Raw genomic sequence first — 23879 nt, 5'->3', positions numbered from 1 at the left:
ACTGTTCTACGGACACGGACCCAGGCGCGTTAGGGCTAACTTATCTCGACGACAATCTTCCCTGACTGTTCGTTCGACTCCATGTAGCGGTAGGCATCAAGCACTTGGTCGAAAGCAAAGACCCTGTCGACTCTGGGTCGCAGCGCCCCGGAGCTAATCCGCTCAAGGATGAAGTCGACACCTCGCCGCCGCTCATCGGCCCGTCTGACGTGGTTGAACATTGAGTACGGGTGGAAAACCGATTGAGTTCTGCACATTGCGGCCATAGGGATAACGGGCTGCAAATCGCTCAGCGTTCCGTAGCCAAAAATGAGGGCGTTGGGTGCGAGGTGATCGACGTAGGTGCCGAGGGACTCTCCTCCGACAGGATCGAAAGCGACCCGCACCCCTTTGCCATCGGTGGTGCGGTCGATGACCTCGCCGAGGTCGTCGACCCCCACGAGGGCTACTTCGTTTGCGCCGGCCTCGAGGAGGAGCGATCGCTTTTTCTCCGACCGTGTCGTCGCGACCACCTTCGCCCCAAGTGCGCGTGCGATCTCGATGGCACCAAGCCCGGCTGAACTGGCGGCGGCAGTGACGAGCACTGTGTCTTCAGATCCGAGATTGGCTACTTCTGCGAAGGCGAAGTAGGGAGTGAGATATTGCATCCACACAGAGCAGGCCTGGGCATCCGAAAGTTCCGGTGGAGCAAGGGTTAGGTAGTCTGCCGGCAGGACGGCTGTTGTTCCCTGCACGCCGTCGGTTGCGGTGAAGAAGGGAATGCTCGTGACGCGGTCGCCAATGTTGAAGGCGGTGACATTCTCGCCGGTCTCGGTGACCGTACCCACTGCCTCGGACCCAATGCGCGAAGGGAACACCGGGATGGTGTAGTGCTCTCCGTGGATGAACATCAAATCTGCCCGGTTGAGTGCGAATGCTGCGACGTTGATGCGGACATCGTTCTCGGCGACTTGACGTGGAGAAGCAGCTTCGACGGACAGCACTTCGGGGCCTCCCAATTTGCGGAAGACAACCGCGGATTCCCGCCTGCTCATCGCTGGACCAACGAGAGGCTGGGCTTGAGGGGGGAGAGCAGTCCAATAGGCACATGGTCAGCGTGGGTCATTGTGGGGTTGATATGTATGGTCCGTCTGGACATCGCCGTACCTCCGTATAGCCGTGGTCCTGTATGCCACGTTTGATTTTGATTGGGCTAGCCGGCGCTGATGCCGCCGGGGTTATGGGAAGCATGTGGTTACCCGTCCCCCGCAAGGGTTCCCTCGCCTGCCTCGACCACGGGATGTCAAGGCAGGCGAGGGTATCGGGGTACCGCCCGCCATAGATGCCCTAGGGATGGAGGGGCACTCTGTCACGCACAAGCGGCCGGTGAGACGAGCGAGGCATTGAATTTACGCGGACACCTTGGTCATTGACACCATGTGCTTTGGCTCGAGAGCCGGGAAGAACCGCTGGCGTTCTTCGGCCGTGGGCCCGTCGTAGCCCAGGCGCTTGCTGTGCGACCAACCAAACCGACGGACCGAGTCGACGAGCTGCTCGGCGTGTTTGAGTGGGGCCACGGTCGCGTCGATCACGGGTACGCCAATTTCCTCTTGAACCGTTCGGAAGAACCCGAACTCGGCCGTGCAGCCGAGGATGACGACGTCTGCGCCGTCCTGCTCCACAGCATTGCGGGCTTCGGCCATGATCCGCTCTTCAGTGAGCGCCGGGTCCTGCTGGAAGTCATCGACGCCCATCTCGAGCACCCGCCATGAGGCAAGACGGTCCGACGCGCCGCAACGATGGACGTTCTCGGCCATCTCCGGAATCCACTTTTTCCGTCCGACCAGGATGGAGAATCGCTCGCCCAGACTGCCTGCGATGCTCAGCGCCGAGTGCGCCGGACCTACGACCACCATGCGATCGGTGATTTCGCGTGCCGCCCGCAACGCAGGGTCGTAAAAACAACCGATGACGGTGGCGTCATAGCCTTCTTCCTCCGCCCACCGCACGGTGCGCAACAGTTCTGGCAGCATGAGTGCCTCGAACGCGTTGTATTCCACGTGGGAGGGGCCCTCTCCGTCAAGGGAGACGACATCAACTTCGGTGCCGGGACGGACTATCTCGCGAAAGGATTCCGCCATCGTACGGTTGTACGCATCGGTGTAGAGGGGGTTGATCCACAGGATCCGGGCATTCTCCGACAGAGCGTCGAGATTATCGTTGGGGGTGATCATTCCAATTCACTTCCTTCTGTTTCAGGCAAGAACAGGCCGAGGATGACCGTGACAAACAAGAACGCATTGATAAACAGAATTGTCGACGTCGCTCCTGTGGCGGAGGCGAGGAGGAAACCGACGAGGCTGGGCGCGATAGTGTTCGCAACCCGCTGGCCGAAGATCCCGAGGCCAAAGCCCGAGCCACGCATGGCGGAGGGGTAGAGCTCGCCCATCCACGTGTCCCAAACACCCCAGGCTCCCATAGCAAAGAAGGCCAGGGAGAACATGCCGATATGCATCTCGGTTTCAGTTGAGGCTGTCGCGAAGAAAAAACCACCGCCGGCTGCCGCGAGAACATAGCTGGTAAAGATCCATTTGCGGCCGAAACGTCCGGTCAGGTAGGAGGCCGTCATATAGCCGGGGATCATGAGGACCGCGCTCAGGGCGATGAAGGACATGCTTGATGAGGCGCTCAGTCCTCGCCCTTCAAGCAACGTTGGCATCCACGACTGAAGTCCCCAGTAGCCCCAAGAGAAGGTGAAGTTGATAAGGACTTGAATGACCGTGATCCGACCCATCTTGCCCCTGAAGAGGCTCCAGATGGTCTGCTTCTTGTCCACCGAGACCGTGAGAATGGTGCTACGGGAAATTTCTTGTGCGCCCAGACGTTCGAGGACATCGTGCGCGTCTTCGTTCCGGCCCCGCCTCGCTAGCCAGTACGGGGATTCCGGAACGACCTTGTACACAACGATGCCCCACAAGCTCGCGAGGGCGCTGACTGCAACGACCCAACGCCAACCGTGCCCTCCAATCAGGGCGGTAGTTCCGAGGGCGGCAAGGATGCCAATAGGCCACCCCGCAGCGAGATAGACCGCGGCCTTTCCGCGGACCTTGACCGGGAGGAGTTCTTCAAAGTACGGAAAGGTCACAGTGAATACGCCGGAGAACACAAGCCCGGAGAGGAAGCGGGCCACGGCGAGGGCCTCAAAGTTGGGCGCGAAGCTGCTGAGGAGTGTTATGACGCCGTAGCCGGCAAAACTCCACGCGCACGTAGCTTTCCGGCCGATTCGGTCGGAGATGGGGCCCCATAGGAGAGATCCGGGGATCATGCCGAGGAAGAGTGCCGAGATGGCGATCCCCACTTGGGTCGCACCGACTTGCAGGCTGGTCGCCAGGTCACCGGCGACATACGTGAGGATGAGCATCTCCCAGGCTTCGATCGCGAAAGCGAAGAAGAGGACTGCCCCGATCCTGAAGTGAATGGACCCGAAAGGCATGTCGCGGAACGCATGCCCGACGGCCATGGAGCGAGGCGGACTCGCCGTCCCGGGCGCTGGCCCTGAGACGAGTGGGTCGATATGGGACATGTCTTGACCTCCGATATTTAGGACAGGATAAGAAGTACAGGCTGCATTTCTGTGCACGGGGGACCCAGTCCGGGTATCAATGGAGTGCACAGTGCGCCTCGGAGCAGCTCCTTCGAGCCCCCACCGAGTGATTGCACTCACATTACAAACGAGAATGATCAGACCGTGTTCACTGTGCACTTTTCTGAAAAGCTCGTTTGGGCGCAACGCACTGCTGCCGAAAATCTTGCACGCGTTTGCACAGGCCACGAGCACTTTTTGTTTTGGGAATTTGCGGCAAATATTCTGTCTTTGCTGTGACGGCTGTCACGATTGGTGCTTAAACGTTCGGCAGGACCGCCAATGGCGGTCATCAGCTGCGGCTTATCTCCCGTTCTCCTGCCTGCTGCTGCCAGAAGGGCATGAACTACGACAGCCAGCCCGGAGCGTGTCTCGTTGACGCTTGGGAAGATGGCAAGCGCCGATTCCCTAACCTCACGCTCACGGCGCCGAGCCTAAGGGCCGCGTTAGATCGCGTGCCGCGTATGGCTGTTATGCATTTTGCCCGTCCAGCTTCAACAGGATCGTGCAGTATGCCCACGATCTTGGTCAGGCCTGTATGTAGCGTGATGTCCCACACACCAAGCTCCATTCCAAACCATGAGGAGACAAATATGCCGAACTACAGGGTGTCGATGGATATCGGCGGAACCTTTACTGACATTGTGGCGTACGATCAGGGCGCCGGAACCTATGCGGCCACCAAAGCGTCCACCACGCCGGGGAACCTGAGCGCTGGTGTCATCGCAGGGCTCGAATCGATTGTTGATGACCTCTCGGACATCGAATTCTTGGTCCACGGCACCACGCAGGGCCTGAACGCGTTCCTCGAACGCCGTGGGGTTCCCGTGCTGCTGCTGGCCACGGCCGGCATCGAAGACACCTATCACATCGCCCGCGGCCCGCGTCTTGAGCTTTACAATGCCCAGTACCGCAAGCCCGTCCCGCTGGTCGAGCGCAAGGACGTCCTAGGTGTCGGCGGCAGGCTGGACAGTCAGGGCCAGGAACTCCGGCCCTTGGACGAAGTGGCCGTACGCCAGGCAGCGCGCCGGGCAGTGGAGGAGGGCTACGGCGCGGTTGCCGTTGCATTCCTGTTCAGCTACAAGAACCCCTCGCACGAACTCCGGGCCCGCGAAATCCTGCTCGAGGAACTGGGGGAAGACTTCACAGTCTCCCTTTCGCACGAAGCAGCCAAGGAATGGCGCGAATACGAGCGCACCTCCTCCGCCGTCGTCGAGGCCTACACAGGTCCGGTGGTACGCAACTACCTCCTGGACTTGGAAGAGAAACTCGCTGACCGGGGAGTGGAAGCTCCACTGCACATCATGCAGTCTTCCGGCGGCGTGCTCAGCGCCGAGTCCGCTCGTAAGCGCCCGCTGCAGACGCTGCTTTCCGGCCCGGTCGGCGGTGCCATGGGCGATGTCGAACTGGCCGGTGTCTCGGGAAACCGCAACCTCATCGGTGTGGACATGGGTGGCACATCCTTTGACGTCTCCTTGGTGGTCGACGGCAAGCCGGACGTCTCCACGGAGGCCCACCTTGAAGGTCTGCCGATGCTCATGAGCGTCGTGAACATCCACACTGTAGGGGCTGGCGGTGGCTCCGTCGCTTGGCTCGAAGCCGGCGGCCTCCGGGTCGGACCACGTTCCGCAGGTGCCACTCCCGGACCGGCGTGCTACGGTCGCGGCGGGACGGAACCCACCGTTACCGACGCCAACCTGGTGCTGGGCCGTGTCGACCCCGACTGGTTCGCCGGCGGGCAGGTCGCGTTGGACCGTGAAGCCGCGATAACCGCCCTGAAAACAGTCGGGGACCAGCTAGGCCTGGACCCCATCGCCATGGCCGAAGGCATCTGCGACGTCGCCAACTCGCAGATGGCCCAGGCGATCCGGACCATCACCATCTCCCGCGGCATCGAACCCCGTGACTTCTCCCTCGTGGCCTTCGGCGGAGCCGGACCCATGCACGCCGTCTTCCTCGCTAAGGAACTCGGCATCCCGGAAACGGTCGTTCCCCGCTTCCCCGGCGCTTTCTCCGCCTGGGGCATGCTGCAAACCAACATCCGCAAGGATTTTTCCGAACCCTATTTCTACCTCGACGAAGACATCGATGTGGCAGATATGGCCGGCATCCTGCGATCGATGGAAGTCGAAGGCTTGTCGTCGCTGGTCTCGGAAGGGGTCCCGGAGGAAAACCGCGCCACGACGGCGTCCGTGGACGTCCGCTATCAGTCGCAGGAGTTCTCCCTGAACGTTCCGCTGACGTCTGCTGACGAACCCGAGTCTCCCGGCTTCGTCGCCAACCTCGCTGTCCGCTTCTCCGCGATGTACCACGAGCGTTATGGCCACTCCAACCTCGGCGCCCCGATTGAAATCGTCACGCTGCGCACGCAGGCGGTCGGTGACCTGGGACGGCTGGAAGCTCCCAGCCACGTCATCGCGCAGGGCCCGGAGTTCAAGCACGAAATCCGCCGGGTGGTCTTTGACCATGTCGAACACGACACCACCGTGGTCCGCCGGGACGACCTCGGCGCAGGTCACACATTCGAAGGACCCGCCATCATCGTGGAGCAGACCGCCACCACAGTGGTTCCCCCCGGATTCAACGTCACGGTCGACGAGATCGGCTCCCTGGTCATCCGCTCTGAAGATGTTGAAGGAAACTGAGGTACCAAAAATGACAATTGCAGCAGTTAAAACCCTGGATCCCGTCACCGTGGAAATCATCCGCAACGCGCTCACCAGTGCCGCGGATGACATGAACGCCACGCTGATCCGTTCCGCTTACTCACCGATCCTCTACGAGGGCGGGGACTGCGTCGTGGCTCTCCTAGACACTGAGCACCGCGTGCTCGGACAGTCCGCCGGCCTGCCGCTGTTCCTCGGCAACCTGGAAACTTGTTCCATCGCGGTGGAGGAGATGTACGGCCGGGGGGTCTGGCAGGAAGGAGACATTTGGATCCTCAACGACTCTTACCTCGGCGGCACCCACCTGAACGATGTGACTATTTTTGCTCCCATCTTCGACGACGGCGCGGTGGTCGGATTCGCGGCCACCCGTGCACACTGGATGGACATGGGGTCCAAAGATGTCGGCGGCTCGATGGACTCGACGGACATTTTTCAAGAGGGCTTCAGGATGGGGCCGGTCAAGCTGGTCGAAGCTGGCGTCGAGACTTCTGTTGTGGACCTGATCCGGACCAACGTGCGCTTCCCCTACCAGACCATTGGTGACATGCACGCGATGATCGCAGCCATCCGGATGGGGACCACCCGGATGAAGGAGCTCGTTGGCAGGTACGGGATGGAGCAGCTGGACGCCGCCCGTGATGAGATCTTCCGCCAAACTGAGGAAATCGAGCGCGCGACCGTACGCAACATCCCGGACGGGGTCTACGAAGCCGAGGGGTTCCTGGACAACGACGGTATCAATCTGGACACTCCTATTGCGATCAAGCTAAGGATCACCGTAGCCGGCGACACGGTTGACTTCGATGTCACCGGATCGGCGGACCAGACCATGGGACCGGTCAACTGTGGTGCCGCCCAGGCCGTCTCGGCACTGCGCGTTGGCTACAAGCTCCTCATCAGCCCGGAGTCCAACTCCAACGGCGGTTCATTCCGGCCAATGACCACTCAGGTACGGTCCGGCTCAGTGCTCGGCGCCGTGACGCCGGCCCCGTGCCAGTGGTACTTCTCCCACCTTGGGCTGCTGATCGACCTCGTCTCCAAGGCAATGGCCCCGGCCATGCCCGAACGCGTCGCCAGCGCCAGCCACGGTGACTCAATGATCATCACCGCCGCCGGTTTCGACACCCGCTTCGGCCGGAACTTCGTCACCATGGAAGCAACCCTGGGCGGCTGGGGTGCCTGGCAGGGCACGGATGGTGAATCAGCCATGATCAACAACGTCAACGGCTCACTCAAGGACCTGCCCATCGAGATGCTGGAGACCCGCTACCCGTTCCGGATCAACGAGTACTCCATCCGCCCCAACTCAGGCGGCCCCGGGCAGTACCGCGGCGGCAACGGCGTGGTGCGCGAATACGAATTCCTGGCCGACTGCGTCGTCGGGCTCTGGTTCGAACGGTCAAAGACCCCCGCCTGGGGGCTCTTCGGCGGATCAGACGCCCAGGGCCCCGAAGTTGTGATCAACCCCGGCCGCGCTGACGAGGTCCGCACGTTAAAGGCGAACGCCCACAAGGTCAAGGCCGGCGATGTCGTCCGCCTCGCCGTGGGAGGAGGCGGCGGCTTCGGAGAGGTCTCCAAGCGCTCCCGCGAGGACATCACATACGACATCGTCAACGGTTTCATCACCGAGGACTTCGCCAGGACGCACTACGGCTACTAAGCACCGCCATCGGATGGGTTCCCATCAAGAAAAGAAAGGACTCCATGAGTTCCCAATTTGAATCCTTCGACGACGCGTACGCCCACGCCCAGGAAGCCGTCGGTGTCACGCTCTTTACCGCCTCCGTCATTGCCGATTATGGCGCCAGTATGGCCCGCGTCTACACCACCCATCCCGATGTCTATCCAGTGGGCGGAAAGAAGACCCTCACCGGGGACACGAACCCGGTGTGGCTGAAGCAGGTGCTCAATGGACAGCAGCCGTTCCTGGGGGCGGATAAGGAAGCGGTCCGCGCATTCTTCTTTGATTCGGCAACCATCGAGTCACTGGACTGCGGGGCCATCGTCAACGTTCCGGTCGTGAGCAACGGCCAGACAATCGGATCCATGAACTTCCTCGCACCTGAGGGCAGCTACGACCAGAGTTCGGTGGACGCAGCCGTGGACGTCGCACGGCGGTCCGTCCATCTGCTCGAAGAAGCCCTTACCACCGCCGACTAGTTCCTCCGCGGGCGGGCACCAATTGGGGGGCCCGCCCGCGGGGGCAGTACGAAGGAACCGCACGTGACCACTCCAGAAAGCCTGACAATACGGAACGCCCTAATCTTCGACGGTGATTCTCCTGACCTGATTGAGGGCTCTATCAGCATCCAGGATGGCCGGATCACCGCCACAGGTCGGGAGGTGGAAGAGACCGGGGTCGTCCTTGACGCCGGCGGCCGAACCGTGATTCCAGGACTCATCGATGCCCATTTTCATGCCTACGCCCTCAGCCTGACGTCCGCCAGAAACGAAACGGGGCCACTGAGCTACTCCGCACTTGCCGGGGCAAGGCGCCTCGCGGCTGCACTGCTCCGCGGGTTCACCGCGGTTCGTGACGTAGCCGGTGGTGACATTGGCCTTGCCAACGCCCTCGAGGAAGGCCTGTACCCCGGTCCACGCTACTTCTTCACCGGCCCCGCGCTAAGCCAGACAGGCGGCCACGGCGACATCCGGGCCGCGAACGACGGAGGATGCTTCCATGGCGGGCACATGTGCGAAGTGGTGGACGGCGCCGAGGATCTGCTGCGGGCCGTGCGTCACCGATTCCGCACAGGCGCCTCCGCCATAAAGATAATGACTTCCGGAGGGGTCGTTTCACCGGTCGACCCGATTCGGGTTCCGCAGTACAGCGCGGAGGAAATCCGCGTAGTAACGGAGGAGGCTTCCCGCAGGGGCAGCTACGCCACGGCTCACGCATATTCGCCCGAGGCCATTCGCCATTCAGTACTTAACGGGGTTCGCTGCATCGAACACGGCAATCTGCTGGATGCCGAAACCGCCCAGCTAATGGCTGAAAAGGACGTCTATCTAGTCCCCACCTTGGTGACCTATGAGGCCATGGAACGACGCGGAGAGGAAGTTGGCCTCACCAAAGTGGGAGCAGCCAAGAACCGGGAAGTGCTAGCGGCGGGAAAGAATGCCGTGGCACTGGCCCGAGATGCCGGGGTCCGGATTGGGTTCGGAACAGACCTCATGGGTGAACTTGAAGATGAGCAACTGGCCGGACTCCGCCTGCAGTGTGAAGCGCTTGGCGTGTACGGCGCACTCCGGTCGGCAACATCAACCAACGCCGCCCTGCTTCGCCGCGGTGACCTTGGACGCATCACCCGCGGGTCCTGCGCGGACTTGGTGGTGCTAGACGGGAATCCCTTCCATGAACCCTCGATCCTCTGGGACGAAAGCAAAGCGCGTACCGTCATCAAGGACGGGCAGATCATCTCCACCGGTGTCCTTAGGGCCGCGGCGGACTTGCCGTTAGACGTTCCGGTTGCATAAGAAAGCAGCAGAAAATACCCGTACGTCGGCAGAGGGCTGGCCAGGCTGAAATGGGGTAATGCGCCATGACCCGCCATCGGCCCATCAACTCGGTTGTGGGTACGCTTGCCGGTCGGGTAGTAGACTCCCAGGAAGCCTGTCGGCATTAGCTGACAGGCTTCCTGGTTTTTGAGCAAACCGGTTCTTATTCCTTACCGCACGAGATGGAACGCAGTTCCCAATGCCCATAACGATGGATTCCGCCAACTGCGGGGCGGGCGATTTGGCCCAGGCAGGCCGCAGGGTGACTGGTGTACAGCGCCGGCGTCGGTTGAAGTGCCGTTCGTTCTGGTTGGACCGTGGCGGGTCGGGAGGCCATAGGTCAGGTTGATGGTGTGACGTCGATGAGTACTTTCCCGATGGTGCCCTGCTCCACGGCGTCATGTGCCGCGGCTGTCGCTTCGAGCGGGAAGCGGGTCAGCGGCAGGCCGTGTTCTTCGCCGACGCGCAGCGCGCCGGCCTGCAGTGCTTCGGAGACCGCGGCCACGGCGTGCTGTTTCTGTTCCTCGGTGACGGTGTAGGTGAGGATGAACTGGTAGCGGACGTTCTTGGTCATGCTTTCACGGATGGGAACGGTTACTGATTCTCCGGGGTTGGCCGCGTAGATGGCTATGGTTCCGCTTGGTTTGAGCACCTGTACGTCGGAGTCGATGTTGGCTGGGGCGTTGACGTCGACGATGGTGTCGACTCCGCCGGGGGCTGCCTGGCGGACGGCGGTCACGACGTCGTCGGTGCGGTAGTTGATGACTGTGTGGGCTCCGGCGAGGCGTGCAAGTTCGGCTTTCCGGTCTCCGCTGACGGTGGTAATGACGGTTGCTCCCGCCCAGTTTGCCAGTTGAATGGCAGCGTGTCCCACTGCGCCTGCGCCGCCGGTGACCAGTACCGTGCGTCCCGCCAGGGCTCCGGGGGAGAGCCTGGCAGGGCCGTCCTCGTTCGAGGTCAGTGCCCGGTGCGCGGTCAGGGCGGGGATGCCGATGGATGCGCCGGTGTCGAAGGATTCGGCGTCCGGCAGCGCCACTGCTTTGGCCGCCGGCATTACCGCGTACTCCTGTGCGGTGCCCCCATTGCTGCCCCAGGCGACGTCCCAGAGCCAGACGCGGTCTCCGATGCTGAGTCCTGTCACTCCGGAGCCGACTTCGTCGATCACGCCGGCGCCGTCCTGGTTGGGGACTTTTGGTTCTTCGAGCGGGGTGCTTCCTCCTCCGCCTGCCCGGGACTTCCAATCGGTGGGGTTCACCCCGGAGACGACCACGCGCACCCGGACCTCACCCGGGCCGGGGTCGGCCAGCGGCTTGTCCTGAAGCTTCAGCACCGAGGACAAACCTGTCTCTTCGTACACAATCGCTTTCACGTCTTCTCCAATGAGTCGGTTACCCCTGTCCGGCCTTACCGAACCAACCTATCGAAGGACGGCGACCAACTTCCTGAGCAGATGGGCTGTTCGAGACGCCGTCGAGATTGGCGGTCCGGTGACGTGTCCCTCGGGAAGGTGCTCGCCAGCAAGCGTGTTCCCTGGAAACGGGTGCCCAGACGGGACGTGCCCATGATCCTTTCGCCGTCCGGCACGCTACCCCGTAGAGGATTTCCTCCGGCCACATCGGGGACCAGAGAGAGCTCCTCGCGGCGGACCAGCCGCCGCCATGGCGGGCAAGCCCCAAGGGCATGCCGGAGCGGCTAACGCGGGCATTCCCGAAGGGGTGGCGGGGGCAAGGCGCGATCCTGAGCGGCAGGCGTCACGGCAGCGCGGTGCCGGTATCAGTCATGTTGTCAGAGCTTCCGGTTGATGGGGGAAGATGAGAAGCGTGCTCGTGGCGGTGGCGAGGAGTTGTCCGTCGGCGGTGCTGAGGCGTCCTTCGGTGAAGATCACCCGCGGGCCGGTTTTTACGACTGACCCCTCTGCGCGCAGAGCACCCTTCTGAAGCGTGATGGGTCGCAGGTACTTCACCGCCAGGTCGATAGAGGTGTAGCCGATCCCTGCTTCCAAGGTACTGTGTGCTGCGCAGCCGAGCACCGTGTCGAGGAGCGTGCAGGCCAGGCCGCCGTGCACCATTCCGAGGGGGTTGTAGTGCGCTTCTCCCGGCCAGCATTGGAACTCGACGTGTCCGTACCTCGCATCGACGAGATCGAAATTCATGAGGGAAGCGATCGGCGGCGGCGCAATGCTGCCGTCGCGGAGGGCGGAAAAGTAGTCCAGACCCGACAGCCGTGGCAGTTGTTCGAGCGCGATTGCCGGATCAATCCAGGTGAAGGTTTCCGAGCGTTGCGCCGAGGTGTTGGTTGACACCGGGGTTTCCTCCTCAGAGCTCTGCAGGTCTTCAGGGTTTGTCGCGGTCATACCGGGGTGTTGGCTGCCAGTACAGGGTACAGATCCGAGATCGAGCCAGACAGGCCGCGCTTCACTCCGGCGCTGATGTCGTCCACGATGACCTCGTAATTGCCCTGTTCGAGCCCATCGAACGACTTCCGCGCGACTTCCTCGGGGGAGGTCTTCGGGGCATTCACGCCCTTGGCCATGGCTGTGTCCATGTAGCCGACGTGAACACCCGTGACCTGCGTGCCTTGGGGGGCCAGTTCCACGCGGAAGGAGTTGGTCGCCGACCACAGCCCGGCCTTTGATGCACTGTAGGCGCCGGTGAGTGCGATCCAGCTGAGCACGGAGTGGATGTTGAGGACTGCTGATGTCCCGCTGGCGGCGAGCACCGGGGCGAATGCCCTGGTCAGGGCGACCGGTCCGAAGAAGTTGGTTTCCATGACCTCACGGATCTTCTCGTCGGGGAGTGCCAGGAAGGTGTCCGATTCGACGCTCATGCCGGCGTTGTTGATCAGAACGGTGACGTCCTGGGCCTGGGTAACGGCGGCCCGGATCGAGTCAGGGTTGGTGACATCGAGAGCGAGGGGGATGATCCGGGAGTCGTTCCACTCTTGCGGGCGGCGGGCCGTCGCGTACACCTTCGCAGCACCCCGGGCGAGGGCCTGTTCCACGAGCTCGCGGCCCAGGCCTCCATTTGCGCCGGTAACGAGGACGACGGCGCCAGATAGCAGTGGCATGGATTCTCCTGATCTCATAAGGCGGCGACGCGGTTGTCGTGACCTCTGAGCATCAGAATAGCCGAGTGCGTTGGGTTTTCCAACTGACTTGTATACTTGAGGAATGGACCGAAAGCAGGTGAACATGGATCGGCCAACCGGCAAGGCAGTTGATGCGCCCAGGGCGTGTTTCATAGCGGCGGGGCTCGACGTGCTCGGGGAACGGTGGGCGCTGCTGGCGCTTCGCGAAATGTCGTTAGGCGTTCACCGGTTCGACCAGATCGCCCGCAATACCGGCGCGTCCCGCGACATCCTGACGGGCCGGCTGCGCACACTCGAAAGCCGCGGCGTGATCGAGCGCGTCCAGTACTCCCAGCGCCCCCCGCGCTACGAATACCACCTCACAACTTCCGGGGCCGAAGTCGCACCCATCCTCATTTCACTCGCAGCGTGGAGCAGTACATGGATGCGCGACGAGACACCCCGTGCCTCCTACCGGCACAGTTGCGGGGCCGACCTGAAAGCGGTGGTGTCGTGTGCGGAATGCGGTGAGGAGTTCACCCCTGGAAGTCTGATGCTGGGACCGCTTGTGTCAGCGGCCGGTACGGATCCGGCATCCGAGCAATAAGAACAACAACCGGACAGAGGACGACGGCGGTATCTCCCGCCGTCGTCCTCTGACATAACCTGGGGGCGCGCAACGTGTGTCTGAGTCCGGCATTTCAGCCATGCCTTGCTGCCGGGATCATTGCATGCGCTCCTACTTCCATAGTGAGCGCCGATATTTGACCTTTCGTCGTTTGGAAGATGCCGGGTTTCATTGCTGACCGGGGGTGTGGACGCTGGCCTCCTTGCCTTCCTGGATGGACGGGTTGTTTTTCGCTACCAGTTCATGGACGTTTATGGCTGTGCCACCATGACGTGAGACCAATTTCGTGCGAGGTTGCCAATTCCATCGATAGCTCTCTTCTTAAGCGCGTGCAAGCTTTCCTGACCGGTCCCTCCGGTCCGACACCTATGCGGCAAGGTGTGCCTGGTCCCGCTCGTGGATCGATCCGTAGGGGACATCAGTTGTAAGTGAGACTGAGAAACGACAGAAGTGATGTCTTGTAACGACAACACCCCGTTTTCGGTCCATGGACGCCCTGAATTTCCCTGAATGCTCAGTCTGGGCTGGTGCTACGGATGAACCACTGCTGCCTGCTCGGACTGCTTTGCTTTCCGGCTGATGCCGAGGCCGCGGGCGCCTATTTCGTTGAGGTCTTCTTCCTTGAACCGATTGATCCACTCGACGAGCTGCTTGACGCAGAGTCTCTGCCCTCCAAAGTCGCGTTCCACTGGCGGCCCCGCCGACCGATCCCGGAAGACGACGAATTTTTTGAGAACGTCTGGCGGGACTTGCGAACCAACGGCAACGTTTACTGACCACAACACCGGGCGCGCGCTTCGAGGGTCCCCTGCCTCGGCGTGTATCAGGGACGGATTTCGCTTCGCACCGTCCATAAAGCATGAAGACTCGCTTGTGGGCTGGCACCGAGGACCGGATCGAGACGGATCTGCGCGCCCACAGAACGGCTGGAGGGGGCCGGGTCAAGTGCCGCGGCGAGCATGCCCAGGACATGCGGGGCGGATTGGCCCCGGATGTGTATACACCGTCATTCTGACCCGGCGATGCCCGAGAAAATCGGATCACGCCCGGCCCTCCAAAGACTAGAATGGGAAGGTGCCTTGGGCTCCTCGGATGCCTTGGCGCTGCTGTAATTTGTTTGTCCACCCCACGACGGAAGAACAGTGATGATACGGGGAATTGGCAGGCACCGGAATGGGCGAACGTAGGGCGAGTCTGGTCGGGTGGCGTATCTTGTCATCGCGGTAGTGGTCGCCGCAGCGCACGGGTATCTTGCAGGGTGTGCGCCGGACCGCTCCAGTCCGTGCCCTCGGGGACGTGCGAGACCGCCCACGTCACACCGCCATCGTCAGCAACACCCGACCAAATTATTACTACACCGGAAAGATGAGGACACTTCATGACAGAGAATCCCATCCCCGCCGCAGAAGCCCCCGATACAGCTGCCGGTGAGGAAGAAACCGTTGGCAAGTCTGTAAGTCCCGGCGCTGACACAAATGGAGCGTCCGAATCACCGGCAATGAATAAGGGAGAGGCACCGGAAAGTGGGGCTGCGGACGAGGACGCTGAGGGGAGCGAACCTGGCGCCCCAGTGGGGGACATGGATCTTTCGCCCCTGGGACTCAAGGATGCTCCTGCGCAGGACGAGAACGAACACAGTCTCGTCGATCCCGGAAACAGCTGATCTGACACGCTCACTTCAGCGCCGGCACCCTGGACGCCCTGCTGTGTCGTAAGGCACTGCCGCCGGTACGCCAGCGTCCGCCGAATTTCGGTCGTTTCCCGGACGCTGGTCGGTGCCGGCATTGCGGCGTCGCCGTGATTCCATATGGTGCGGAGGGCGCGGCGCACGGCTTCCTGACAGAACAGGCTCCCGCGGATGCTGCCTTCGCTGGTTCCGACCAAACCTGTCTGGGGGTGTAGTCCCGTGACAAAATAGGCGTTACGCACCACCGTATCTGCGTTTGCGCTTGCGCTAAGGATCGGAAATGAAGAGAGAGCTGAAGGACGCCGCGAACGCGGTCGAGGATGCATCGAACTCGAGGGCTCTCGTGATTGCCGCGAGGGCAGGGTTTGCCGTCAGCGGCTTGTTGCACCTGCTGATCGGGTTCGTCGCCATTCAGTTGGCTTTAGGGACGGTGGGAAAGGCGGGACCGGCGGATCAGGCCGGTGCCGTCGCTCAACTCGCCTCCCAGCCGCAGGGTCTGCTGCTGCTGTGGGCGGGATTCGCCGCCTGCGTTGCTCTGGCTCTCTGGCAAACCAGTAACGCCGTGTTCGATTACGGTCAGCTGGAGGCCAGGAAGAAGGTCGGAAAGAAGCTTTCCGCAGCCGGCAAAGCAGTGGTGTTCGCAGTCATCGCCCTGACGTTCGCTGCCTCCGCCAGCGGAAACAGCAAGAACAGCGGAAAGACCACCAGCGATTTCACCGTGTCCATCATTAAAGCGCCCGGGGGTGCGGTCCTGCTGATCGCCATCGGGGCCGCGATCGCGATCGCCGGCCTTGTCTTCGTGGTCCTCGGAGTCAAAGGATCCTTCAAGAAGGAGCTGCAGCTGCCACCCTCGGGCACCGCCCGGTCCGTCGTGACGGGGCTGGGGGTGGTCGGCTATGTAACCGAGGGCGTCGCCCTCTTTCTGGTGGGGTTGCTGTTCATCATTTCCACCGTTAACGCCAACCCTAGGGAGTCCACCGGTTTGGATGGCGGGCTGAGAGCGCTGCGCGAGCAGCCGTACGGGGTTTACATGCTGACCGCCGTGGGCGCCGGTCTGATCTGTTACGGGCTCTACCTGATGGTGAAGGCCAAATTCGCGCGGATGTAAGCTTCCCGCCGACGCGGCCAGCTCCTGCTCCACTGGCTCGATGAAGGGGCCGACTCTACCGCCACGGGAAGGACCAGGGCGGCAGTTTTACTCAGTGCAGCTCGACCTCCATGACTCCGCCGACGGTGCCTGGCTCCAGGCACAGTCGACCGTGGCTGGCGGCCACTGTCGTTTATCCGAGAACGATCCGCGGGTCGTGGCCCAGTTGTTGAATACTGTCGCGGGTGGAGGTGCGTCACCGCGTCCCGAGTTGAAACTCAAGCTGTGCCGACGCCCCCCAACATGCACGCCGACACAGCTTCGTCTTTTCCAGCGGAGCTTTCAACAGATCCGAGACAAGAATAAATGACCAGTGTAAACAAAACAAGGCGGTCGTCCGGTTTAGCGCTGCGCGGGCCGTGAACGTTTGGGTCTGCGGTTATAGGAGCGTTTCCGAGTCAGGGAAACGCGCCAAGAGATCGCGCGCGCCTGTCATTCTGCCGACGAAGCCTGACCTACCGTGGTCCAGGGCCTTCAACGGCCACCAGACCGGAGAGGGCCTGCGGGTCCTCGTGAAAATCTTCATGCATGATCCCGGGCAGCAAGAGGGCCCACATCTCCTCAATCCGTTGCATGACATCAGCGCGACCGGTCAGGACGCCGGAGACCATCTGAACCCCGGTAAACGACGCAACAAGGTATCTGGCAAATGCCTCGGATCCGACGGAGGACCGTACCTGCTTTTCTCTCTTGGCCCGGTCAGTGAGCTGCTCCATGACGGCGATCCAGTCCTTGTAGGGTCCTTGCACCGGCTGGCCAAATGCGGTTGCCTCCAGCGTGAGACGAATGCCGGCCCTAACAACAGGCTCATGCACTAGCTTGAGCCCGAACACGCGGCACATGAGGATCATTGTTTTCAGGGCCGGTCGGTCCTCGGCGAGGAGGGATGCGCTCTCTGCCACGACGATCCGGTGCTGCTCCTCGATGACCGCCCTGGCCAGATCCTCCTTGGACTGGAAGTGAAAGTAGAGCGACCCTTTAGTCACCCTGGCCGCCTTGGAAACCTGGCTCAGACTGGCCCCGCCGTAGCCGTGCTCCTGAAAAACCGCTGCCGCCCCGATGACTATCGCCTCACGGGTGGCCTTCGCACGATCCTGAAGGACCATAAATGAACCTCAACTCAACTATTCGGCCTGGTCCCCGGACAATTACTCATTCGCCGCCCGCAGCAAGCCGGCATCCTTGTTTTGATCCTAGCAAGACGCGAACCGGGGGGTCGCGAGCCCACCCGGCAGCGGTATTCCGGGCATTCATTGTGCCAGTCCGGGGTGTTGGCAGATCTCAGGGGAGTAGCGTGGCGCGGTTGCCTTCTGCCCGGGTTGAGTTGCGTTTACGCCAGATACGAGGCGGTTGACAGATCGGCGACCTTCACCCCGTGCGTCCCTGAAGTCTCCGCCGAGCAGACCAAGACTCGATATGGCACAGTCTCGTCCAGACCTCGGCCCGGAGACTTCACCCGGCCGCAGCGAAGGAGCGCTTCGTGGAGTTCTCGGGCAAATGGGGCCGGCAGTACCCGCCGATCACGCGGCTGTGGGAGAACGGCTGGAACGAGTTCGTACCGTTCCTGGACTACGACGTCGAAATTCGTCGGGTCATCTGCAGCACCAACGCCATCGAATCCGTCAACGCCCGCTACCGGCGCGCGGTCAGGGCACGGGGCCATTTCCCCTCCGAGCAGGCGGCCCTGAAATGCCTCTACTCGCCACCCGGGCACTGGACCTCACAGGCAAAAACAGGGCACGATGGGCCACACGATGGAAGTTGGCCCTGAACGCCTTCGCCATCAGCTTTGACGGAAGAATCAACTACATGCCAACCGTGCATCCACCGAAAATCGGACAGTTTCCTCGGGGCATGGTACGTGAATGCGTGGTCCTGCCAGAGCCCCCGCAGAAGCGCCGGGATCGGCTGGTGTTAGAACAGCTTCTCCACAACTGCGTGGGTGAGTTCGTGGATGACCCCGGTTCGCGCCGGGATGTCCGCCGTGCTCCTGCCCAGGGTGTACACCACGAAGGCGTAGGCGCGGCCGCCCTGGACCAGGATGCTGGCGTCGTGCAGGTACCCATTTAGCAGCCCATACTTGTGGAACACTGTGATGGTGGGTGGAACGGCCGCTGGGATGAGGGTCTCGTAGTTCGTGTGTTGCATGTAGGAGAGCAACTGGTTCGCGTGGCCCGTGCTGATCAGGCGCCCCGTGTACAGCAGGTAGAGCAGTGTGGCAGTCTCCGCGGGGGACAGCTCGTTGAGGGTTCTGTAATAGGTAATCCCGAGGGCGGCGGCGTAATCGTGGATCCTTTGGTTGCCGATGGCGCCAAGAATCATTGCCCAGGATTGGTTGTTGCTCTGCTGGATCATTTGGTGGATCTGGTAGGCCGCTGTATGGCCGCCCATCGGTGCCGTGAGGGACAGGAGGCCCCGTTCGGCGTAGTGGTAGTACGCGGCCGCCGCCAGGATCTTCCCTGTGCTGGCAGCTACGAACTTTCCCTGGACGCCGTAGGTGTGGATGACGCCGTCCGACATGTCGATCACGGCGACGCCGAGCTGGTACTGGGGGTAGGTGCTGATGATGGCGTTGAGCTGTTTCCGGAGAGCACCGTAGGGTGGTGCGGCCTGAATGAGTGATTCAGCTGGAGCGGGAGCGGGAGTGGCCTCCGGAGCCGCCGGCGTCTTCGCAGTGGCCTTGGTCCGGGCGCGCACTGCGGGCGTTGCTGACGACGTCGGCGATGGGACCGCGGTTAACGATGGTGGGTCAGCCGATGGCTTCGGTAAGGGGGCGGTTGCGGCAGGCGGGCTGAAGGGCTTGCCCTGGATGGTCTGGTCGGGTGACTCCAAACTGGCTGCCGCGGTCCAGCTCTCGGGGGATGATTGCTCAACGTCGGCCACGGCGAAGCTGCTCAGGGACAGTGGCAGGACCAGCGCCGCTATGGATGCGATGAGGCCGCGCACCAGGCACGTTGTCGGCTGGGTAATCGGTCGGGGAGACATGCGACGTGTATGCCTTCTACTCTGGGCGGGGTTCCCGCAGGGACCTCCGCGAATGATTTCGGCGGTGGGGTTCGGCGCTGGAGCGGTGCCCGAACGGCGGCGCCTCTCGGGACTCTTCTGTTCTCCGGTAGCCCAGCCCAGCGAGCGAGAAGACGTTGGAACCGGGACCCTCCCCGGACGGGGCGATGACAACGCTCTTTCGGTCCGCCGAATCGGAAACTGGTGGTTCTGCGAGCATGCGGAGTCCTGATTCATAGCCGACGCAGGCCCGGTCAGAGTCCGATCGGCCTGACACTGTAAATACAGGTTTCATGGTGCTCCGGGCGGTTGGAATTGTCGAGGCCTTTTGCTTGCCTCGACAGGTCCCGGACCCTCATTGGCCGTCTGATCCTGGCCGATAGCCCCTGATGCTCACTGCCATTGGTTTCCCAGGTCCGGATCTTCTCAGCCGATAGTTGCTCATGTGTGCCGACGTCGTCGACTGCATGACGCGTTGTGGATTTTTACTGCGATATCCGAAACAAGGTATCTGCTGCCTGGCTGGTCTTTCATATTTGTTCATTGCCAGCCTGTTGAATGACTGCATGATGGAAGGGTGGGACGTCGAATCACGCTTGGCGGCTGAGGTGCCAAACGGATGAGGACCCATACGTCAGGGTGGGGTGCAGCGCCTTTTTTAGACGACTTTCCCGCAGATGTCCGCAAGCCCCGCCCTTCAGCGTGACCGATGCCCGACGCCAGGTTGAGGTGTAGTTCCGACTGCCACCTGAATTGGGAGGCTTATCAGCTGGATGAGTGTGGTCGCTGCCCAGGCCTGGGTGAGCACGCAGTCGGATAATAACCGGGCGGGGAGCTGATCTCGGCTGAATCCGCAGAACAGCTCCGGGGGCGGCCCTCGGAGTACTCGGCTGCCTCCAGTATCCCTATGCAAATCCGCTGAGCCTCGGCCACGAAGCCGTAGCGCAATAGACCAGCCGCGATGATGGCGTTGTCGTGGGGCCAGACGGAACCGTTGTGATAGCTGGCGGGGTTGTACGCGCCCATGTCGCTGGCGAGGGTGCGCACGCCCCAGCCGCTGAACATCTCGGGGGACATCAGCCTTTTGGCCACCGGTGAGGCTTTGTCCTCATCCACCAGGCCGTATACGAGGCAGTGCCCCATGTTGGAGGCGCACGCGTCGATCTGCCGTTTCTTGCCGTCGGCGAAGTTGATGCCGTCCCATGAATCCTTTCAGCCCTGGTTGATCAGCCCTTGGTCGTTGAGGCGCTCATACTCGACCAACCCGTCGCCGTCCCTGTCCCCGTAGTCCCTGATCCAGTCTGGCAGTTTCCGCGCCAGTGATTGTTGACTTAGGAGGTGTGGTTCTAGGTGGAATCTCTCCGGGCAGCATCAGACGCGGTCGAGCTCCTCGTCGAAGCGGTCGCGTGCCGCCTCGATGTGCGGCATGTTCTGCTCTGCCCACTCCAGCAGCACGTCAACCGGGCGGCGGAGCGTCTTGCCGAGCGGGGTAATTCGGTAGGTGACGGCGACCGGACGCGTCGAGGTCACCTCGCGTTCGACGATGCCGTTGCGTTCCAGCCGCCGGAGCGTCCCGGTGAGCGATTTCTGCGTGACCTCCGGGACGGCGCGGCGGAGCTCGTTGAAGCGGGAAGGCCGTTCGCACAGCTCGTTCAGGACGCTGAGCGACCACTTGTCGAGCACCTGGTCGAGGAGGTCACGGTGCGCTGTGGCGATGCGGAGCTCGGTGGGGGTATCCATGGTGAAACCTGGTCTCGTTGAAGTGTCCTCTGGCGCCTAAGTACCTTGATGATACCTAGGCATAAGTACCTTGGCGATACACATAGGACAAGAAGAGGAGTTTCGATATGACGGTCCAGCGCTTTACCCCTGAGGGCATGCTTCAGCCCGTCCCGTATCACCACGTCACCGTCGGTACGGGTGCGCGGCACGTACACATCAGCGGGCAGGTCGCGCGCCAGGCCGACGGCGCTCCCGTCGCGCCGGGCGATCTGGCGGGGCAGGTCGCGCATGCCCTGCGGAACACAGCCACAGGCCTGTCCGGCGCGGGCGCGACATTTGCGGACGTGCTGCGGCTAACGTTTTACGTCACGCAGTGGCGGGCCGAGCGGATCGGCGACTTCATGGCCGGCGTGGAAGCCGTCGCGGACGAGATCGGCCTCGAGCTCCCGATGCCGCCCACGTCGCTCATCGGCGTCGAGGCCCTGTTCGAGGAGGACGTGCTTGTGGAGGTCGAGGCCACCGCGCTCGTGGACTGAGGACATCGGGCTCAGGCGGGCGGCCGGCGAGGCGGACGGTACCTCGAACCGGCCTCCCGCGATGTGTCAGGCCGGGGAGTACTCCGCAGCGATGTTGAAGGTGCCCGACCGGGAGTTCTCGCCGCTACTTCTAGTCCCGTGCTTTGAACGCCGATGACCCAGATTCCATCGTGCTGGAAGGCGCGGGCCTTATGGAGGTCCCGGCTCATAGAGCGAAGTTCTGGTCATGCTCTCTTCTCCTGTCTACGGCCATGAGATGGTCGAAGGGAGGTCGCAACGCTAGGACGTTCAATGAATGCCGGTCCTCGGTTTGCTCCGCACATCACTGCGCGGCCCATTTCGTGACCCGGATTCCGGCTGAGCCGGGAACGTCGTCTCGCCGCAGTTGGCCTGGCACGGCGGCTGGTCGTGGAGAAGGATTCCCATCGCCGCGCAAGGATCGTCACACTCGGATGGGTTGGGGCTCAAAAATGCTCACAAAAGAGGGTGTGGACAGTCTCCACACCCTGCGCTTCGGATTCGGCTGTACCGGCCTCGGACTGGGCCGGACTGGGCACTTCACCTGGGCCCGGATGCCTAGCTCAGGCGTTGAACCCCCTTGCCCTCCCGGTGGTGGTGGCCGTAGGTTGTGGCATGCGGACGACGGTGTCCGCTGCGCAGGCCGTGGGCCCGGCGCAGGAGCAGAAGGGGGATCAGGCATGGCAACAGGCACGGTCAAGTGGTTCAACACTGAAAAGGGTTTCGGTTTCATCTCCCCGGACGACGGGTCCGGGGATCTCTTCGCCCACTACACAGGGATCGCCGGCAACGGATACCGCTCCCTGGAGGAAAACCAGAAAGTCCAGTACGAGGTCGGGCAAGGAGCCAAGGGCCCTGTCGCGCAGAACGTCCGCGTGCGATAGCTCTGAGGTGACTCCTCAGGTACTGCCGGACGGAGCTTCGGCCTGCCCGGCTGCCTGGTCGGCGTAAAAGGGTCGGGACCGGCGACGGGCTGGGGTGAGCCCCGTGCATTGGGGGAAACGGTCGGGCTCGTCCGCCGCCGGCCTGATTTTAGGCTACGCCCGTCCGGACTGAACCGGTTTTGTGCTGCTCTGCTATCGGGCTTGAGGTGATCGCCCTACACTGATCTGCAGTACTACAGGCCGGGGGCATTTGTTGTTTCACGCGGGCTTTGACTGGTCATCGAGGATGACCGGGACATCCGGGACCTGCTCACGCTGATCCTGACACGCATTAGCTTCGAGGTTCATGCCGTAATGGCGTCCACGGGGTGGTTGCGGCCTGGGAACACCACCCGGTCCTGGTAACCGGGGATCTGAACTTGCCGGACCTGGACGGTCTGGACGTCGCCCGCTATATCCGGTCACGGTCCTAAGCGCCGATGCTGTTGGTCACCGCCCGGGCCGAGGCCGACGATGAAATGGCCGGCCTGACCTCCGGAGCCTCGGCCTCCTGATCAAACCCTTCCGGCCCAGGCAACTCACCGAGGCAGTGAACAGGCGCTGACCTGTAGGACCCCTGACCGCCCACGGCTAACCAACAGCGCCCACCTGAACGGCTGAAAAGCGCCCCAGAGAAGGTTCCCCGAGCCGCCGTCGTCTGTTGGGCGTGCCCGGAGGCAGTTCAACCGGAAAGGGCCAGACTATGAACCGGACGGCTGCCTCGAAGGCTTCTTGCCGCCCCTGTACGGTGGCAGGTCCTCCGGATCGTGAACGTCGCGGAGGTGAGCGAGCAAAGCCTGCTCCGGGCGCCCCGGGTTCTCGGCCAGATGCCGGAGCAGGGCCAGACGCAGGTCAGGCTCTAGGTTGGGCTGGGCCAGGATTCGGCCGATCAGGCCGTTGAGCTGGAATTGGAGAAGCCTGCCCGGTCCGGCCTTGCCAGGCTGGGACCAGAGGACTGGTTCGGCAGAGGAAGTGGCGAGAGGGTGCCCGTGGTCAGCCGTTGAGAGGAGTTCGGGAAGGACCATCAGTTCCGGCCCTTCCGCCTGCACCCGAGTGCCGGCGGTTCCACCGTCCGCACCGGCGGCGCTGCCGGGCATCCCGACTTCCACGGGAATCACCTCCCTTCGCCTGTCCTGCCAGCCGTACTCTCCCACCACTTCATGGTGAATACCCTGTGGACAAGTCAACAGCAGTGAGGATTCCCACCCTATTCTGGTGGGGCCTGGACGAGCCCCCGCCTGGAGGAGTGCCGTTTTCTGGGGTAAGGGTATCCTTTCATAATATTCGCCGGGTTTCTCCAAGGCGCCCGCGAAAGACTCTCTATATCTGGCCCGAGGCGCCGCCCTCCGGGCCAGGCCGC

General features: G+C 62.4%; 20 protein-coding genes and 2 pseudogenes. 10 read left to right on the top strand and 12 right to left on the bottom strand.

Going from position 1 to position 23879, the window contains the following annotated elements:
* Nucleotides 1–35: 35 nt before the first annotated feature.
* The 3 genes from AC5RWD_RS08530 to AC5RWD_RS08520 form a co-directional block, all read right to left on the bottom strand.
* A complete protein-coding gene (locus AC5RWD_RS08530; RefSeq protein ID WP_494019603.1) occupies nt 36–983 on the bottom strand; it encodes a zinc-binding dehydrogenase in 948 nt (315 codons plus the stop codon).
* Nucleotides 984–1388: 405 nt separating this feature from the next.
* Nucleotides 1389–2213 carry an aspartate/glutamate racemase family protein gene (locus AC5RWD_RS08525; protein WP_494019602.1) on the bottom strand — a complete coding sequence of 275 codons (825 nt, stop codon included), beginning with the start codon at nt 2211–2213 and terminating at the stop codon, nt 1389–1391.
* Nucleotides 2210–3499 carry an MFS transporter gene (locus AC5RWD_RS08520; RefSeq protein ID WP_494019601.1) on the bottom strand — a complete coding sequence of 430 codons (1290 nt, stop codon included), beginning with the start codon at nt 3497–3499 and terminating at the stop codon, nt 2210–2212. The genes AC5RWD_RS08525 and AC5RWD_RS08520 overlap by 4 nt, the downstream gene beginning before the upstream one ends.
* A 716-nt stretch (nt 3500–4215) precedes the next feature.
* On the opposite strand from AC5RWD_RS08520, the gene AC5RWD_RS08515 reads away from it, so the two are divergent.
* The 4 genes from AC5RWD_RS08515 to AC5RWD_RS08500 all read left to right on the top strand — a co-directional run bounded on the left by AC5RWD_RS08515 (nt 4216) and on the right by AC5RWD_RS08500 (nt 9768).
* Nucleotides 4216–6267, top strand: a complete 2052-nt coding sequence (locus tag AC5RWD_RS08515) for a hydantoinase/oxoprolinase family protein (RefSeq protein WP_494019600.1) — start codon at nt 4216–4218, stop codon at nt 6265–6267.
* Nucleotides 6268–6277: 10 nt separating this feature from the next.
* Complete coding sequence (locus AC5RWD_RS08510) at nt 6278–7951, top strand: hydantoinase B/oxoprolinase family protein (RefSeq protein ID WP_494019599.1); 1674 nt, start codon at nt 6278–6280, stop codon at nt 7949–7951.
* A 44-nt stretch (nt 7952–7995) separates the two neighbouring features.
* Nucleotides 7996–8451 (top strand): GAF domain-containing protein, encoded by a 456-nt coding sequence (locus AC5RWD_RS08505; protein WP_494019598.1) that lies wholly within the window; start codon nt 7996–7998, stop codon nt 8449–8451.
* A gap of 63 nt (nt 8452–8514) precedes the next feature.
* A complete protein-coding gene (locus AC5RWD_RS08500; protein ID WP_494019597.1) occupies nt 8515–9768 on the top strand; it encodes a metal-dependent hydrolase family protein in 1254 nt (417 codons plus the stop codon).
* Nucleotides 9769–10129: 361 nt separating this feature from the next.
* On the opposite strand, the gene AC5RWD_RS08495 is transcribed toward AC5RWD_RS08500, so the two are convergent.
* The 3 genes from AC5RWD_RS08495 to AC5RWD_RS08485 all read right to left on the bottom strand — a co-directional run bounded on the left by AC5RWD_RS08495 (nt 10130) and on the right by AC5RWD_RS08485 (nt 12855).
* Entirely contained in the window at nt 10130–11158 is a 1029-nt protein-coding gene (locus AC5RWD_RS08495) for an NADPH:quinone reductase (RefSeq protein ID WP_494019596.1), read from the bottom strand.
* A gap of 408 nt (nt 11159–11566) precedes the next feature.
* Nucleotides 11567–12091 carry a PaaI family thioesterase gene (locus AC5RWD_RS08490; RefSeq protein ID WP_494019595.1) on the bottom strand — a complete coding sequence of 175 codons (525 nt, stop codon included), beginning with the start codon at nt 12089–12091 and terminating at the stop codon, nt 11567–11569.
* Nucleotides 12092–12138: 47 nt separating this feature from the next.
* Nucleotides 12139–12855 carry an SDR family oxidoreductase gene (locus AC5RWD_RS08485; protein ID WP_494019594.1) on the bottom strand — a complete coding sequence of 239 codons (717 nt, stop codon included), beginning with the start codon at nt 12853–12855 and terminating at the stop codon, nt 12139–12141.
* Nucleotides 12856–12979: 124 nt separating this feature from the next.
* On the opposite strand from AC5RWD_RS08485, the gene AC5RWD_RS08480 reads away from it, so the two are divergent.
* Nucleotides 12980–13462, top strand: a complete 483-nt coding sequence (locus AC5RWD_RS08480) for a winged helix-turn-helix transcriptional regulator (protein ID WP_494019593.1) — start codon at nt 12980–12982, stop codon at nt 13460–13462.
* A gap of 551 nt (nt 13463–14013) precedes the next feature.
* Here the strand turns inward: AC5RWD_RS08480 and AC5RWD_RS08475 are convergent.
* Entirely contained in the window at nt 14014–14172 is a 159-nt protein-coding gene (locus AC5RWD_RS08475; RefSeq protein ID WP_494019592.1) for a hypothetical protein, read from the bottom strand.
* 689 nt (nt 14173–14861) lie between these two features.
* Between AC5RWD_RS08475 and AC5RWD_RS08470 the strand changes: the two genes are divergently transcribed.
* Entirely contained in the window at nt 14862–15146 is a 285-nt protein-coding gene (locus tag AC5RWD_RS08470) for a hypothetical protein (protein ID WP_494019591.1), read from the top strand.
* Between the two features lie 304 nt (nt 15147–15450).
* Nucleotides 15451–16278 carry a DUF1206 domain-containing protein gene (locus AC5RWD_RS08465; RefSeq protein ID WP_494019590.1) on the top strand — a complete coding sequence of 276 codons (828 nt, stop codon included), beginning with the start codon at nt 15451–15453 and terminating at the stop codon, nt 16276–16278.
* Between the two features lie 494 nt (nt 16279–16772).
* Here AC5RWD_RS08465 and AC5RWD_RS08460 read toward each other — a convergent pair whose 3' ends face one another.
* Complete coding sequence (locus AC5RWD_RS08460) at nt 16773–17423, bottom strand: ScbR family autoregulator-binding transcription factor (RefSeq protein ID WP_494019589.1); 651 nt, start codon at nt 17421–17423, stop codon at nt 16773–16775.
* 386 nt (nt 17424–17809) lie between these two features.
* Here AC5RWD_RS08460 and AC5RWD_RS08455 point away from each other — a divergent pair.
* A pseudogene (locus tag AC5RWD_RS08455) lies at nt 17810–18117 on the top strand (transposase); the annotation flags it as partial.
* Between the two features lie 114 nt (nt 18118–18231).
* On the opposite strand, the gene AC5RWD_RS08450 reads toward AC5RWD_RS08455, so the two are convergent.
* The 3 genes and pseudogenes from AC5RWD_RS08450 to AC5RWD_RS08440 form a co-directional block, all read right to left on the bottom strand.
* Nucleotides 18232–19302, bottom strand: coding sequence for a serine hydrolase (locus AC5RWD_RS08450; protein ID WP_494019588.1), 1071 nt, complete (start codon nt 19300–19302; stop codon nt 18232–18234).
* Between the two features lie 778 nt (nt 19303–20080).
* Nucleotides 20081–20622: pseudogene (locus AC5RWD_RS08445) on the bottom strand (amylo-alpha-1,6-glucosidase); the annotation flags it as partial.
* Nucleotides 20623–20691: 69 nt separating this feature from the next.
* The gene (locus AC5RWD_RS08440; RefSeq protein WP_494019587.1) at nt 20692–21060 is read right to left on the bottom strand and encodes a winged helix-turn-helix transcriptional regulator; all 369 of its coding nucleotides are present in this window, start codon (nt 21058–21060) and stop codon (nt 20692–20694) included.
* Nucleotides 21061–21167: 107 nt separating this feature from the next.
* Here AC5RWD_RS08440 and AC5RWD_RS08435 point away from each other — a divergent pair, with 107 nt between their 5' ends.
* Both AC5RWD_RS08435 and AC5RWD_RS08430 read left to right on the top strand, forming a co-directional pair.
* A complete protein-coding gene (locus AC5RWD_RS08435; RefSeq protein WP_494019586.1) occupies nt 21168–21578 on the top strand; it encodes a RidA family protein in 411 nt (136 codons plus the stop codon).
* Between the two features lie 698 nt (nt 21579–22276).
* The gene (locus tag AC5RWD_RS08430; protein WP_494019585.1) at nt 22277–22480 is read left to right on the top strand and encodes a cold-shock protein; all 204 of its coding nucleotides are present in this window, start codon (nt 22277–22279) and stop codon (nt 22478–22480) included.
* Nucleotides 22481–23220: 740 nt separating this feature from the next.
* On the opposite strand, the gene AC5RWD_RS08425 is transcribed toward AC5RWD_RS08430, so the two are convergent.
* Complete coding sequence (locus tag AC5RWD_RS08425; protein ID WP_494019584.1) at nt 23221–23628, bottom strand: hypothetical protein; 408 nt, start codon at nt 23626–23628, stop codon at nt 23221–23223.
* Between the last annotated feature and the right edge of the window lie 251 nt (nt 23629–23879).

This window comes from Arthrobacter sp. CMU6, from assembly GCF_059090205.1.
This window is presented reverse-complemented; position numbering and strand designations above follow the sequence as displayed.

What these genes read in the sequence shown, in the direction of transcription:
- AC5RWD_RS08525 (WP_494019602.1), bottom strand. Translation starts at nt 2,213, where the DNA reads ATGATCACCCCCAACGATAATCTCGACGCTCTGTCGGAGAATGCCCGG.
- AC5RWD_RS08520 (WP_494019601.1), bottom strand. Translation starts at nt 3,499, where the DNA reads ATGGCCGTCGGGCATGCGTTCCGCGACATGCCTTTCGGGTCCATTCAC.
- AC5RWD_RS08515 (WP_494019600.1), top strand. Translation starts at nt 4,216, where the DNA reads ATGCCGAACTACAGGGTGTCGATGGATATCGGCGGAACCTTTACTGAC.
- AC5RWD_RS08510 (WP_494019599.1), top strand. Translation starts at nt 6,278, where the DNA reads ATGACAATTGCAGCAGTTAAAACCCTGGATCCCGTCACCGTGGAAATC.
- AC5RWD_RS08505 (WP_494019598.1), top strand. Translation starts at nt 7,996, where the DNA reads ATGAGTTCCCAATTTGAATCCTTCGACGACGCGTACGCCCACGCCCAG.
- AC5RWD_RS08485 (WP_494019594.1), bottom strand. Translation starts at nt 12,855, where the DNA reads ATGCCACTGCTATCTGGCGCCGTCGTCCTCGTTACCGGCGCAAATGGA.
- AC5RWD_RS08480 (WP_494019593.1), top strand. Translation starts at nt 12,980, where the DNA reads ATGGATCGGCCAACCGGCAAGGCAGTTGATGCGCCCAGGGCGTGTTTC.
- AC5RWD_RS08470 (WP_494019591.1), top strand. Translation starts at nt 14,862, where the DNA reads ATGACAGAGAATCCCATCCCCGCCGCAGAAGCCCCCGATACAGCTGCC.
- AC5RWD_RS08465 (WP_494019590.1), top strand. Translation starts at nt 15,451, where the DNA reads ATGAAGAGAGAGCTGAAGGACGCCGCGAACGCGGTCGAGGATGCATCG.
- AC5RWD_RS08460 (WP_494019589.1), bottom strand. Translation starts at nt 17,423, where the DNA reads ATGGTCCTTCAGGATCGTGCGAAGGCCACCCGTGAGGCGATAGTCATC.
- AC5RWD_RS08450 (WP_494019588.1), bottom strand. Translation starts at nt 19,302, where the DNA reads ATGTCTCCCCGACCGATTACCCAGCCGACAACGTGCCTGGTGCGCGGC.
- AC5RWD_RS08440 (WP_494019587.1), bottom strand. Translation starts at nt 21,060, where the DNA reads ATGGATACCCCCACCGAGCTCCGCATCGCCACAGCGCACCGTGACCTC.
- AC5RWD_RS08435 (WP_494019586.1), top strand. Translation starts at nt 21,168, where the DNA reads ATGACGGTCCAGCGCTTTACCCCTGAGGGCATGCTTCAGCCCGTCCCG.
- AC5RWD_RS08430 (WP_494019585.1), top strand. Translation starts at nt 22,277, where the DNA reads ATGGCAACAGGCACGGTCAAGTGGTTCAACACTGAAAAGGGTTTCGGT.